This is a genomic window from Chlamydiifrater phoenicopteri (genome assembly GCF_902807005.1).
Lineage (GTDB): Bacteria > Chlamydiota > Chlamydiia > Chlamydiales > Chlamydiaceae > Chlamydiifrater > Chlamydiifrater phoenicopteri.
Map to the genome: position 1 here is coordinate 1,035,707 of NZ_LR777658.1, position 13,718 is coordinate 1,049,424.

Annotated in this window: 9 protein-coding genes and 5 pseudogenes; 5 read left to right on the forward strand and 9 right to left on the reverse strand. The window is 42.4% G+C overall.

The window, feature by feature from the left end; translation table 11 throughout:
• Window positions 1–4 precede the first annotated feature (4 nt).
• Genes KJA58_RS04490 through KJA58_RS04500 form a run of 3 tightly spaced genes read right to left on the reverse strand, consistent with a single transcriptional unit; the run spans window position 5 to window position 2,014 of the window.
• Entirely contained in the window at window positions 5–904 is a 900-nt protein-coding gene (locus KJA58_RS04490; protein WP_213358231.1) for a hypothetical protein, read from the reverse strand.
• Window positions 901–1,314: an ExbD/TolR family protein gene (locus tag KJA58_RS04495; RefSeq protein WP_213358232.1), complete on the reverse strand. Its 414-nt coding sequence runs from the start codon at window positions 1,312–1,314 to the stop codon at window positions 901–903. Before KJA58_RS04495 ends, KJA58_RS04490 begins: the two co-directional genes overlap by 4 nt.
• 7 nt (window positions 1,315–1,321) lie before the next feature.
• Window positions 1,322–2,014, reverse strand: coding sequence for a MotA/TolQ/ExbB proton channel family protein (locus KJA58_RS04500; RefSeq protein WP_213358233.1), 693 nt, complete (start codon window positions 2,012–2,014; stop codon window positions 1,322–1,324).
• A gap of 205 nt (window positions 2,015–2,219) precedes the next feature.
• Here KJA58_RS04500 and KJA58_RS04505 point away from each other — a divergent pair, with 205 nt between their 5' ends.
• The 5 genes from KJA58_RS04505 (at window position 2,220) to sdhB (ending at window position 8,899) form a co-directional block, all read left to right on the forward strand.
• Window positions 2,220–4,355 carry a protein-disulfide reductase DsbD family protein gene (locus KJA58_RS04505; protein WP_213358234.1) on the forward strand — a complete coding sequence of 712 codons (2,136 nt, stop codon included), beginning with the start codon at window positions 2,220–2,222 and terminating at the stop codon, window positions 4,353–4,355.
• Window positions 4,356–4,459: 104 nt separating this feature from the next.
• Window positions 4,460–5,239 (forward strand): TatD family hydrolase, encoded by a 780-nt coding sequence (locus KJA58_RS04510; protein WP_213358235.1) that lies wholly within the window; start codon window positions 4,460–4,462, stop codon window positions 5,237–5,239.
• A 90-nt stretch (window positions 5,240–5,329) separates the two neighbouring features.
• A complete protein-coding gene (locus KJA58_RS04515; RefSeq protein ID WP_246485728.1) occupies window positions 5,330–6,202 on the forward strand; it encodes a succinate dehydrogenase/fumarate reductase transmembrane subunit in 873 nt (290 codons plus the stop codon).
• Window positions 6,203–6,217: 15 nt separating this feature from the next.
• Window positions 6,218–8,104 (forward strand): succinate dehydrogenase flavoprotein subunit, encoded by a 1,887-nt coding sequence (gene sdhA, locus KJA58_RS04520; protein WP_213358236.1) that lies wholly within the window; start codon window positions 6,218–6,220, stop codon window positions 8,102–8,104.
• 33 nt (window positions 8,105–8,137) lie between these two features.
• Window positions 8,138–8,899 (forward strand): succinate dehydrogenase iron-sulfur subunit, encoded by a 762-nt coding sequence (gene sdhB / locus KJA58_RS04525; RefSeq protein WP_213358237.1) that lies wholly within the window; start codon window positions 8,138–8,140, stop codon window positions 8,897–8,899.
• Here the strand turns inward: sdhB and KJA58_RS04530 are convergent.
• From KJA58_RS04530 to KJA58_RS04555, 6 genes and pseudogenes are all read right to left on the reverse strand, one after another.
• Window positions 8,807–9,790 (reverse strand): annotated as a pseudogene (locus KJA58_RS04530) (hypothetical protein); the annotation flags it as partial. The gene sdhB and the pseudogene KJA58_RS04530 overlap by 93 nt on opposite strands.
• A gap of 82 nt (window positions 9,791–9,872) precedes the next feature.
• A pseudogene (locus KJA58_RS04535) lies at window positions 9,873–10,757 on the reverse strand (porin); the annotation flags it as partial.
• 18 nt (window positions 10,758–10,775) lie between these two features.
• A pseudogene (locus KJA58_RS04540) lies at window positions 10,776–11,708 on the reverse strand (porin); the annotation flags it as partial.
• The gene (locus KJA58_RS05230) at window positions 11,591–12,025 is read right to left on the reverse strand and encodes a hypothetical protein (protein WP_425513815.1); all 435 of its coding nucleotides are present in this window, start codon (window positions 12,023–12,025) and stop codon (window positions 11,591–11,593) included. The pseudogene KJA58_RS04540 and the gene KJA58_RS05230, both read right to left, overlap by 118 nt.
• An 8-nt stretch (window positions 12,026–12,033) precedes the next feature.
• Window positions 12,034–12,681, reverse strand: a pseudogene (locus tag KJA58_RS04550) (hypothetical protein); the annotation flags it as partial.
• An 87-nt stretch (window positions 12,682–12,768) separates the two neighbouring features.
• Window positions 12,769–13,665: pseudogene (locus tag KJA58_RS04555) on the reverse strand (porin); the annotation flags it as partial.
• Window positions 13,666–13,718: the final 53 nt, after the last annotated feature.

Sequence of the window (13,718 nt, forward strand, 5' to 3'; positions counted from 1 at the left end):
ATAATCAAGGCTCTCCCACGAGTTTAATATGGAGAGAGATATTTTTCGAGTTTTTGTGTTTTTTTACAAAGTCCTCAAAAGAAATTTCATGGATTTTTGACAAAACGTATTGTTTGTTAAGTTCTGTTTCAGATTCATATACGGAGCAATTTAATAATTCGCCCTTTGGCGAAATAGAGAGCTGCATGCGCAATATTCCAGGTAAAGGCAATACTAAGTGCTTGCGTAAAAGTTGAGTCAATGTTTCAGGATTCAGTTCGCCAAATTCTTCCGAAGGATCGCCAGAAGAAACGAAAATAGCTGTTTTTCTTAGTACCGGGTCATGGAGGCGTTTGTTATCAGCTTCCAATCTCCTTGTCATTTCATTGGCCATTTTTGCTAGTTCTCGAAGCTTTTCATTTCTTTGGTTGTCTAGGAGAGCTTTTTTGTTCTGTTGTGGTAAAGGAACCTCTTTTGTGTTTGAGGCTGTCTTTGTTGATGAAGGAAGAGGCTTATCTTTTACATTTTTGGTTTCCTTAGGGAGGGTTGAAGGGGTTTTTGATGGGAGGGCTTTATCTGGCGAATTTTTCTCTTGAAGGAGCGGTTTAGTGTCGGAGAAAGTTTTTGGGGAGGTCGGCTCTTTAAAAGTAGTCTTTTCTTGGGCGTGAGGAGTTTTTTGTATAGGATGTTTTTCTTCAAGGGGGGTGGATTGTGTCGCTGATTTCGGTAGAGCAGAAGGAGAGACAGAATTGTTTTTCCGTAGCTCTGAGGGAGAGCTCCTTTCTGTAAAGGTTCCTACAAAATGCTCTCGTAGTTTTATAGGCGGACGTTTGGGTTCCGTGACGTTCATAGACAATAATGCGATGAAGATAAGATGGAGCCCTAACGAAAGAAATGCTTTGCCGAAAGGAATTTTTTTGTTCACGAGTTCCTCAAAGCTACGTGGAGATCTTTAAATCCGACAGCCTCTACCTGATCTTTGATTTTTCTGTAGGTTCCAAAGGAGGCTTTCTCATCATGTAAAAGAAGAGGAATAGCGAGAGGGTGTTGTTGCTTTAAGCTCTTTAATTTCAATGACAGAGAATGTATGTCCGCTGGTTGATCATTTACGGTGACGGCTCCTTCTGCAGAGACTCGTAAGATGATCTCCGGGAGCTTTTGCTCTGGAGTTGAAGTGTTCTTTGTTGTCGAAGGGCTCAGAGCTATGGAGTCCAGTCGGATAAAAGGGACAGAAACCATAAAAGTCATTAAAATCACAAAGACGACATCTATCAATGGCGTAAGGTCGACAGAAGGTTCTTTGTCCTCTTTAGAAGTGAATAGGAACCGTTTCATAAGCTTTTTACAAAGTGTTTTGCCTGTATTTCACTGAGATGGCGTTTAGGAGCAGATAAGCAGTCTGCTCTATTTCTAGAGTTAGAGCGTTTTCCTGTGCTTTCAAGTAATTGTAAGTCACTAGAGATGGTGCGGCGACAAGCAGACCAGCCACTGTCGTTCCCAAAGCAGTAGCTATTCCAGCCATTAGCGTTTCTCCTCCAGAGCTTCCTATGCTGGAAAAGGCCTCTAGAATGCCCCAAACCGTTCCCAAAAGGCCCAGGAAAGGAGCAACGCTAATAGCTGTTGCCGGGATGAAGTTGTTTTTCCCCAGTAAGGAGCGATATTTAGGCATGACTACGCCAAAGAGATTTTCTAAGGAGAGGATATCTTCGCTAGAAAGAACAGGCCCTTTGTCAGGAGATACTGCCCGATTTTTATCTAGTAATTCCAGGGTCCCCCTTTTCAAAGTATAGTAAAGATCAGCAAAAGGGCTAACTTCTGGATGAATATCTAGAGAAAGGGGCGTATTCCTGTTTTTTATTAAAAATTCTTTAAGGCTTTTTCCTGAGCGACGAAAATTTTGCTGCACGGTGATCTTTTGTTGTAGAATTATCCAGGTGAAGATGGAGATTAACAGCAGTAGTAAAAATATAGCTTTCCCGAAGAAGCCAGCCTCTTTATAAGCGTAAAAAACGGGGTTTTGGGCCAAAAGTATCATGGTGGGATCAAAAATCAGTGTTCTTTTTAAGTTCGGGTTGTAGTAGATAGGAGAATTTTAAACTCTAGACGATGATCCTAGCAGATTTTTATTATAGATCCAAGGTTGTTTTGTTAAAAATTTTTAACAAACTAAATCTAGAAGTGGCTTTTATTATAAAATCAAACAATAATAGATGGTTCTGTCCTTATTTAAATAGTAAATTATGTCTAAAATAAAACCTTTTTTAGCAGTGTTCTGGGGCCTCCTCTTCGCTCTTCCTCAGGGATCTCAAGGGAAAGAGGGGCTTATTACGCAAACAAAAGCCTCTAGGGCAGCCCTGATTTCAGAATCAGCTCATATTTCTGAAACGCAGCCCTTCCATTTGGCCGTGAAGTTGAAAGTGCCCGAAGGGGGACATATTTACTGGAAAAATCCTGGGGAAATAGGGCAACCTCTGGAAATTTCTTGGAACGTTCCCCCAGAGTTCCGTATTGCCGAAGAGTTTTGGCCTTGCCCAGAAATTTTTAAAGAGGCAGATATAACTAGTTATGGGTATACAGGCTCTATTCTAGTTATAGCAAAAGTCGTCCCTACACAAAAACTAATAGAAGGTAAACACTACTCTTTTAAAGCAAAAGCTAACTGGCTGGCTTGCATCGATAGTTGTGAGCCCGAAGAAGCCGAAATGCAGCTATTCTTACAGGCATCCTCCTTAGCTCCTAAGCTCAACAATGAGAGTGCGGCTGATTTTGCTCAGACACTTTTATCCTTACCTCGAGCAATCGACGAAGAAAAAGAGTCTCTAGTAGCTTTTAGAGAAGAAGAAAAAATCACTATTCTTTTGCAGAGTTCGATAGCTTCTAAAATCTGTGGAGCAGAATTTATTCCAGAAACAAAAGATCTAGCTGTAGATTATTCTAGTGAGCAACAGTTTTCTTCTAAAGGAGAAGAAAAGTTTTCTTTGATCGTGAAAACAACCCCTGGAGTTGAGCAGATTCCTTTCATTAAAGGGGTTTTGTTATTAAAAGATGAAAGCGGCAATGTTGCTCAAGCGCTAGCTGTGAATACAAGTTTTGATGAAAAAATTCCTGGACTGTCTGATACGACTGATCTGGTTTCTTCTTCTTTTCTACTTGTTCTAATTTCCGCTTTCCTAGGCGGCCTTTTGTTAAACATAATGCCCTGCGTTTTACCTTTGATAACACTCAAAGTATATGGGTTAGTGAAGTCATCAGGAGAGCATCATCGTTCTGTAGTAAAAAATAGCTTAGCGTTTGTTTTTGGAGTTGTCGGGTGCTTCTGGGTTTTAGGCCTAGTGGCGGCCTCGCTGAAATTTCTCGGGCATAATGTTGGATGGGGATTCCAGTTGCAAGAGCCTACCTTTCTGATGATTCTCATTTTGTCTGTGTTTTTATTTGCTTTGAGCTCTCTAGGATTATTTGAATTGGGAACTATTTTTGTTAACCTAGGAAGTCATTATGAGTCTTCTCACAGGCGCTCCGGTTATGCCGGCGCCTTTTTCAATGGGGTGCTTGCTACACTAATAACGACTCCTTGTACGGGCCCCTTCCTTGGATCTGTTCTTGGGTTAGTAATGTCTCTATCAGTCTTCAAACAAATGAGTATTTTTACCTGTATGGGACTAGGGATGTCTTCTCCGTACCTCCTATTGGCTTTATTCCCCAAATTATTATCGTTCCTGCCTAAACCCGGGGCTTGGATGGGAACATTTAAACAAATTACCGGGTTTTTACTGATGGCCACCGCCGTCTGGTTGATATGGGTTTTTGGTTTGGAGACAAGCATAGAAGCTGTCAATTTGCTGCTAGCAGCTCTTCTCATTGCTGCTTTTGCTGTGTGGGTTTTAGGTAGATGGGGCACTCCAGTAACTCCAAAGAAGAAAAGACTCTTAGCAATCAGTACTGCTCTTGTGATATTGGGGCTTTCTTTGTTCTTAGGGGTAAGGGCTTCTTGGTCTACGGGAAACGACGCCGTCGCGCCAATTTTTTCTATCAATGGTTGGGAAAAGTTCTCGAGAGAAAAGGTGGATAAATATCAAAATCAGGGTCGTGGAGTTTTTGTTCATTTTACTGCTAAGTGGTGTATCACCTGTCAGGTAAACAAACCTATATTGCACGCTCCTGGAGTGCAGCAATTCTTCAAAAGTCGTAATATTGCAACCCTGGAAGCCGACTGGACAAAGAAAGATCCCGCCGTTACGGAGGAATTAGCTCGATTGGGTCGGGCCAGTGTTCCTACGTATGTCTACTATCCCCCAGGAAAAAATTCGAAGCCGATTCTTTTGCCTCAAAATATTTCTCAAAAAATTATCGAGACCTCTATAGATTCTGTGTCTTAAGGGAAGGTTTTAGTAGTTTTATTTATTGGAAATAAGGTAGCTTGAAGGGCCTTTTCTGGCGCTTCGTAGGAAAAACAAGGCCGGAGTAACAACGGAAGGATTATATGTCTCTCATAGATGCCCACCTTCATTTGGCTGATGAATCTTTTCAAAATGATATTCGAGAGGTGTTGTCTCGAGCAGAAGAAGGCGGGATAGCAACGCTTCTCAACGTCTCCACCACGCAGCAGGAATTGTGCAACGCTTTTCACTATGCGGAAACAACTCCAAATATAACCTTTCTTCACGCAGCGGGGACTCCTCCTCAAGATGCTTTAGGTGATATAGAGGCAGACTTTGATTTTTTTGCTAAAGCCGCAAAGGAAGGTAAGCTGGTAGCTGTTGGAGAGGTCGGGTTAGACTATGGCTTCGTCCAAAATGATCAAGAAAAAGCACGTCAGCAAGAAGTTTTTAAAAGATATTTGTCTTTAGCTATAGAATGTGCTTTGCCACCGGTAATTCATTGCAGAAATGCTTTTGAAGATTTTTTCTCCATACTAGATTCTGATTATAGAAACGGCCGACCGGGAATGTTGCACTGTTTCACAGGGTCTTCTGAAGAGGCTGCGGAGCTAGTTAAGAGAGGATGGTACATATCTATCAGCGGTATAGTCACTTTTAAAAATGCAGAGTCTTTACGGGAGGTTTTGCGTACACTGCCTTTGGAGCAGCTCTTGATAGAAACAGATGCTCCCTACCTCGCTCCTGTCCCTTTTCGTGGGAAAAAAAATGAACCTTCGTTTATTCGTCATACCTTTGAAAAAATTTCCTCTTTGAAGGGCGTTCCAGTTTCTGAATTGGCCAACATAGTAAAAGCCAACATGCATCAGATGCTTTCTTCTTGAAAAGCTAAAATTTTTTTGAGCAAAAGAACCTTTTATTAAATTTTTCTTACAAATTTTTCTATTTTCAGCTTATCTTGAAGAAATAATTTGATGCAGGAGATTTTGATGTATGAAAAAAGTAAGAAACCTAGCTTAACCAGCGGCCGGTTTTCTTTTTTCTTAAGAGTCCTTCACTCAATTTCTGGAATAGCGTTTACTTTTTTTCTTTGTGAACACCTTCTTACAAATTTTTTAGCCTCCTCTTTAGGGGGCGGAGGCAAATTTTTTGTTGCTCTTGTTGATAGGTTCCATTCTATTCCCGGGTTGAAGTTCATAGAAATTTGCTGCTTGGCATTACCTTTCGGAATACACGCTGTTATCGGCATAGTCTACGCCATTAATGGGAAATTTAATATTTATAGCAGAGATGGAAGCTCTCCTGCTTGTAACTTTGCTAGAAATCACGCTTACGTATGGCAACGCATCACAGCATGGGTGCTTCTATTGTCTGTAGGGCTTCATGTAATTCATATGCGGTTTGTTTTATATCCATCTAAAGTAGAATGGAGCGGGAAGACTTATTATGCTGTCAAAGCTCTTGGAAGACAGGTTGTTCCAACTGTGGGAAGGGGGGCAGAGTATCATGTATTGGTTCAAAAACAAAGATTAGCGCTTCCGCACGAGTTAGAGGAAAATCTGGCTAATGAAACCGTGTTAATCTTGACTTCTAGTGCAGGAAAGGCTTTCCACTATATTGTTAAAAAGGCCCTATCGTCGCTGTGGGTGGCCATACTTTATACTGTGCTTGTTTTAGCCTCAGTTTTCCATGGGTTTAATGGCTTGTGGACGTTCTGCTCACGCTGGGGAATAGTTGAGACAGATAAGCAACAGAAAATTTTGCGTCTGGGCATTTATGGTTTGATCATTCCTTTGTTTTCTTTTCTTGGTGTATACACCGTTTGGAATTTGTATTTTTCATTCTAAGTAAAAAGGCTTGTTATGGGAAGAAGTGGTAGAGTTATCGTTGTCGGAGGAGGTCTAGCAGGGCTGTCTGCAGCGATAAAGTTAGCAGATGCCGGATTGCTGGTAGAAATCATTTCTTTAACTAAAGTCAAAAGGTCGCACTCTGTCTGTGCTCAAGGTGGTATTAATGCCGCTGTTAATCTCAAAGAAGGAGAGGAAGATTCCCCTTATAGGCATGCTTATGACACGATAAAAGGCGGAGACTTTCTTGCTGACCAACCTCCTGTTTTGGAAATGTGCTTGGCGGCACCCAGAATCATTAAAATGCTAGATAACTGGGGATGTCCTTTCAACAGAAACGCTAAAGGAGAATTGGATGTTCGACGCTTCGGCGGCACTCTTTATAGTCGAACGGTTTTTTGTGGAGCCTCCACAGGCCAACAGTTGATGTACACTCTGGATGAACAGGTAAGGCGAAGGGAAGTCGCTGGAAGTGTCACTAAAAGAGAAAATCATGAATTCGTCAGATTGGTAATGGATGATTCTGGACGAGCTTGTGGCGTTGTCCTCATGAATTTATTCAATAATCGATTGGAAGTATTACCCGCAGACGCTGTTGTTATAGCCACTGGAGGGCCTGGTGTAATATTTCGTCTGTCAACGAATTCTGTTTTTTGTACAGGATCTGCAAATGGAAAGTTATTTATGCAGGGAATGCACTATGCTAATCCCGAATTTATTCAAATTCATCCCTCAGCTATTCCTGGAAAGGATAAGCTGCGTCTAATATCTGAGTCTGTTCGAGGGGAAGGAGGAAGAGTTTGGGTCCCTGGAGATGCTTCGAAAACTTTATTGTTCCCTGATGGATCACAAAGAGCTTGTGGTCAAACGGGACAGCCGTGGTATTTCTTGGAAGAAATGTATCCCGCCTACGGAAATTTAGTTAGCAGGGACGTAGGAGCCAGAGCTATTTTGCAAGTATGCGAAGCAGGAATGGGTATTGGCGGCGGGCAAGAAGTATTCTTAGATGTTACACATCTTCCAGAAGCAAACAGGAAAAAGCTGGAAGCCGTTTTGGAGATTTATAGGAAATTTACAGGAGAAGATCCCAACAAGACTCCAATGCGTATATTCCCTGCGGTGCACTACTCTATGGGGGGAGCTTGGGTAGACTGGCCTGCTGCAGACGATCCTGATAGGAACTCTCGCTACCGGCATATGACAAATTTGGTAGGATGTTTTAACTGTGGGGAATCGGACTTTTTATATCATGGTGCTAACCGGTTGGGAGCCAATTCGTTGCTGTCCTGTATTTATGCAGGATTATTAGCAGGAGACGAAGTAGCAACTTTCATCAAAGATAAAGGCTGTCAAGACAAAGTCTCTTCTACAGTTTTTGAAAAAGCTCTTATGGAAGAAAGAGAGCACAATGAGCAGTTATTGAGAAATCAAGGAAAAGAAAATGTCTTCAAACTGCACGAAGAGATAGCAGACCTCATGGTAAGAAATGTTACTGTGAAAAGAAATAACAAAGACTTAAAGGAAACTCTCGAGAAACTTAAAGAGTTTCGTGAGAGATTCAATAATATAAGAATTCAAGATTCTTCAAAATTTGCCAATAAAACATTTCATTTTGCCAAGAGGCTAAAGCCTATGCTCGAACTGGCTTTAGCTATTACCAAAGGCGCTTTACTAAGAAATGAGTTTAGAGGCTCTCATTTTAAACCAGAATTTCCTGAGCGCGACGATAAAAATTGGTTGAAAACAACAGTAGCCAGTTATTCTCCCGACGAGCCATCTATTTCCTATGTTGCCGTAGACATAAGACATGTTGCCCCAGCTCTTAGAGATTATACGAAAGGGAATAAAGGAGAAAAAATAGAATTAATGAACGTGCCCCAAAACATAAAGCTGCCTGTGTAGGAGGATCTTTTGAGTAACGGAAGTTTTTCACGAATGTTTATATTAAAAGTTTTTCGAGGAACACCAGGGCATCAATTTTGGGAAAAGTTTTCTCTACCGTTACGGCCTGGGGAAAATGTTATCAGCGCATTAATGGAAATAGAAAAAAATCCTATCAATATTGATGGGAAGCCCGTGGACCCCATCGTATGGGAACAGGGATGCTTAGAAGATGTCTGTGGCTCCTGCTCGATGCTTATCAACGGAAAACCTTCTCAAGGATGCACAGCCCTGATCGCCAACTTATTAGAGGAAACTGGAACAGATACTGTTACGTTAGCACCCTTCACAAAGTTTCCGCTAATTCGAGATCTAATGGTCGATAGATCTGTCATGTTCGAAAACCTCAAGAAAGTTCAAGGATGGGTGGAAAATGCTGTCGAAGGAGACAATTATGGTGTTTCCGTATCCCAAGAGCAACAGGATCTAATGTACACGTTATCCACTTGTATGACTTGCGGCTGTTGTGCCGAAGCTTGTCCGCAGGTGCACGATGATTCAGATTTTATAGGGCCCGCACCAATCTCCCAAGCAAGGCTGTTTAACACCTATCCAGGAGACAGAAAAGCTAAAAAGCGTTTGAAAATTTTGGCTGGGAAAGGAGGGCTAGAGGGGTGTGGGCAAGCACAAAATTGTGTGCGTGTCTGTCCAAAAAAGCTGCCTTTAACAGAAAGTATTTCTGCTATGGGAAAAGCCGTTTTGAAACACGAATTTTTTTCTTTCTTCGCCTCTTTCTTTAGAAAGAAGAAAAAGTAAATCCTGTCCAGTAGACTTTAATTTATTCAAGGTGACGGATACTTGAGTTAAGACATCATCGTTTGCTGCAGGAGTTTGTCCTACTCCTAGTAAAGTGGGGTTCCAAGTCATTAAGTCTAACTTGTCTTTGTCAGCATCTAGTTGTGGTTGAGTTACGTAGGCTCCGTCGAAGTCTATTTTAGCTTTCGACCATTTAATGCCGACGTAGGGAGAGATAAAGTTAAGCCTATAAGTTAGAGCGAGTCCTACTTGCCATTCGCTGTAATTAGCAAAAATAGATTTAGCTTTGCTCATTTCTGGTGATTTTTCTGTTTGCAGATAAGGGAGAGGCAGCTTAGCTAATTCGCCAACAAATCCTTTAGGATGAGTAATGGAGAATTGAGCGACGTTGGAGACGACGTTGAGTTGGGAGACCTGGGGTTTAGCTTGAGCATATTGGAATTCTGCTCCTAGAGTAGCACACCCACACTCCCAAAGAGCCCCTCTAGCACCGATACTCCAAGAGAATTCTGTGTCTGTATAGAGCTCTACGAAAGCGTTGGTAATATTGGCATTAGGGCGGGTTTTAGTTCCTCCTGGATCTGTTTCTTCTCCAATCAATCCAATAAGATTAAAAGCAGCAGAAGAGCCTTTGATGTAGGTGTTAGTAGTGCCTAGGGTACAGAAGACATCGAAGCGATCCCAGATATTGAGAGCGAGGTAGCCTGCATTGGTATAGAGCTCGGATTGAGTCATGTTTTTATGAAGAGCCACATTTGTTCTTGGTTCGGCGTTGGAAACAGTTCCGACTGTGTTATCTTCAACAACCGCAGCCATTCCTTGGAACATAGGGGGAACGTTAGTTTTAAGGAGTCTATTGAAGACGTAGTCGCCGAAGAAGCCCGCGCGTAAAGAGAGAGCGTGGGCTTAAGAGGAAGGCTTTTCTTACAGAAAAGCCCATAGTAAGAAGCTTCTCTATTTTTAATAGAGAAGCTCATCCTCTAGACTTTAATTTATTCAAGGTGACGGATACCTTTTTAAGTACGTCCTGACTTTTGTTGTCAGCGGTGGCTGTTAGATTATCTCCGGCAACAGTAGGATTCCAAGTAAGTAGATCTAGTTTCTGTGTTTCTAATTGAGGTTGGGCAACATAGGCATTATCAAAATCAATTTTCGCTCTAGCCCACTTGATACCGATGTAGGGGGAGATAAAGTTGAGCCTATATGCTAAAGCTAGTCCTACCTGCCATTCATTGTAGTTTGCAGAAACAGACTTTGCTTTTGTTAAATCTGGAGTGGTAGAAGTATTTTTAGTGGGTAATGGCAGAGTTCTATCATCACCAACAAAACCTTTAGGGTGAGTGATGGAGAATTGAGCGACGTTAGAGACGACATTAAGTTGAGAGACTTGAGGTTTTGCTTGGGCATATTGGAATTCAGTTCCAAGGGTAGCACAGCCACATTCCCAGAGGGCGCCTCTAGCGCCGATGCTCCAAGAAAATTCCGCATCAGTGTAGAGTTCTACAAAGGCATTGCCTACGGATACATTTGGGACAGCAGCAGTTGCTGCGGCATCCGTATCTGTATTCCCGTATAACCCCACAAGATTAAATGCAGCCGAAGATCCTTTGATATAGGCGTTGGTAGTGCCCAGGGTGCAGAAGATATCGAAGCGATCCCAGATATTGAGAGCAAAGTATCCAGCGTTAGTATAGAGCTCGGATTGGGTCATATTTTTGTGGAGGGCTATATTAGGCCGCTCTTTTGCTGTAAAGCTGCCAGAAGTTGTGTCAGAATCTTCATCTGACATAGAGAATGTGGGGGGAACATTAGTTTTAAGGAGTCTATTGAAGACGTAGTCGCCGAAGAAGCCCGCGCGTAAAGAGAGAGCGCGGGCTTAAGAGGAAAGGCTTTTCTTACAGAAAAGCCTATATATAAGAAGTTTCTCTATTTTTAATAGAGAAGCTAATTCCTTAGACTTTAATTTATTCAAGGTAACGGATACTTTGGTTAAGATATCTTTGTGATCAGCTGCTTCTACATTGGTTCCAGCAACAGTGGGATTCCATGTTGTTAAATCAAAGATAGCAGCACTAAGTTCTGGTTGGGCTATGTATGCGTTGTTGAAATCTATTTTAGCTTTTGACCATTTAATGCCGACGTAAGGAGAGATAAAGTTAAGCCTATAAGCCAGAGCAAGTCCTACTTGCCATTCCGTATAGTCTGTTGTTATAGATTTTGTTTTAGACTTATCCTCAGGCAAAGGAAGTTTTGTTTCTTTTCCGATAAATCCTTTAGGATGAGTGATAGAGAATTGAGCGACGTTAGAGACGACATTGATTTGGGAGACTTGAGGTTTTGCCTGGGCATATTGGAATTCAGCTCCTAGGGTAGCACATCCACATTCCCAGAGAGCCCCCCTAGTGCCAATACTCCAAGAAAACTCAGCATCTGTATAAAGTTCTACAAAAGCGTTTCCCACTGAGGCGTTTGGAGCAGCAGTAGCCCCAGCTCCTGTTATGGCATCAGTATTTCCGAAGAACCCGACAAGATTAAAAGCAGTGGAAGATCCTTTGATGTAGGCGTTAGTAGTGCCTAGGGCGCAGAAGACATCGAAACGATCCCAGATATTGAGAGCGAGGTAGCCCGAGTTGGTATAGAGCTGAGATTGGGTCATATCTTTATGTAAAGCAACATTAGGTCTTTCTTTTCCTATAAAATGTGTGTTAGCCACAGTGCCTTCTGTTGTTTGTTCAGACATAAAGAAAGTAGGGGGGACGTTAGTTTTAAGGAGTCTATTGAAGACGTAGTCGCCGAAGAAGCCCGCGCGTAAAGAGAGAGCGCGGGCTTAAGAGGAAGGCTTTTCTTACAGAAAGGCCCATATGTAAGAAGCTTCTCTATTAAAAATAGAGAAGCTGATCCTTTAGACTTTAATTTATTCAAGGTGACGGATACTTTGGTTAGAAAATCTGCTTGATGATCTCCTCCAGTTTGTGTCGCTCCTCTTAATGTTGGGTTCCAAGTAACGAGATCCAATTTTTCTTCTGACAGCTGGGGCTGAGCAACATAAGCTCCGTCGAAGTCGATTTTTGCTCTCGCCCACTTGATGCCGACATAAGGGGAGATAAAGTTAAGTCTGTAAGCCAGAGCGAATCCTACCTGCCATTCACTATAATTTGTGAAACAGCTTTAACCTTACCCATATCTACAGTGAAAACTTCTCCGTTAGAATTTACTGTGTGCAGAGGTAGTTTAGCATTCTCTCCAACGAACCCTTTAGGATGGTCGATAGAGAATTGGGCAACATTAGAGACGACATTGATTTGGGAGACTTGAGGTTTAGCCTGAGCGTACTGGAATTCTGCTCCCAGAGTGGCACACCCACATTCCCAGAGGGAGCCTCTAGCGCCGATACTCCAAGAAAATTCAGCATCTGTATAAAGTTCTACAAAAGCATTTCCAATATTGACATTAGGAATATCGTGAGCTTCTATAGCTCCACCGCTTTTCCCAATAAGCCCGATAAGATTAAAGGCTTTGGAAGATCCTTTGATGTAAGCGTTGGTAGTGCCTAGGGTACAAAAGATGTCGAAACGATCCCAGATATTGAGAGCAAGGTATCCCGCATTAGTATAGAACTCAGATTGCGTCATATTTTGGTGTAAAGCCACGTTGTTCCTATCCGTTAGAGAATCAGCCGTGTCTGCATCAGATGTTCCAGGAGCAGCAGCCATTCTGAAGGTTGGGGGGACATTAGTTTTAAGGAGTCTATTGAAGACGTAGTCGCCGAAGAAGCCCGCGCGTAAAGAGAGAGCGCGGGCTTAATAGGAAGGCTTTTCTGTAAGAAAAGCCCTTATGTAAGAGAGCTTCTCTATTTTTAATAGAGAAGCTCATCCTCTAGACTTTAATTTATTCAAGGTGACGGATACTTGGGTTAGAACATCATTATTTGCCGTAACACCTGTATCTCCATCTCCAGCTAAGGTCGGGTTCCAGGTGATCATGTCTAATTTTTCACCAGCTTCTGTTAATTGAGGTTGGGTGATGTAAGCTCCATCGAAATCGATTTTCGCTCTCGACCACTTGATTCCGACGTAAGGGGAGATAAAATTGAGTCTATAACTCAAAGCCAGCCCTACCTGCCATTCATTATAGTTAGCAAAAACAGATTTAGCTTTGCTCATTTCTGGTGATTTTTCTGTTTGCAGATAAGGGAGAGGCAGCTTAGCTAACTCTCCAACAAATCCTTTTGGGTGAGTGATAGAGAATTGAGCGACGTTAGAGACGACATTGATTTGAGAGAGTTGAGGTTTAGCTTGAGCGTATTGAAATTCTGCGCCTAAGGTAGCACATCCACATTCCCAGAGGGCGCCTCTAGTACCGATGCTCCAAGAGAATTCCGCATCTGTGTAGAGTTCCACAAAAGCATTCGTAATATCAGCATTTGGACGTGTTCTACTTCCAGGAGTTGCGTGACCAGGATCAGCTGCTCCGCCAATAAGCCCAATAAGATTAAAGGCTGCAGAAGATCCTTTGATGTAAGCGTTAGTAGTGCCTAGGGTGCAGAAGAGATCGAAGCGATCCCAGATATTGAGAGTGAGGTATCCCGCGTTGGTGTAAAGTTCGGTTTGAGTTATGTTTTTGTGAAGAGCTACGTTAGGCCTGGGAACTGGGCTTGTTAGAGCTGAAGCTGTTCCTGAAGGAGCCACGGCCATTCCCTCGAAAGTAGGGGGAACGTTAGTTTTAAGGAGTCTATTGAAGACGTAGTCGCCGAAGAAGCCCGCGCGTAAAGAGAGAGCGCGGGCTTAAGAGGAAGGCTTTTCTTACAGAAAAGCCCATA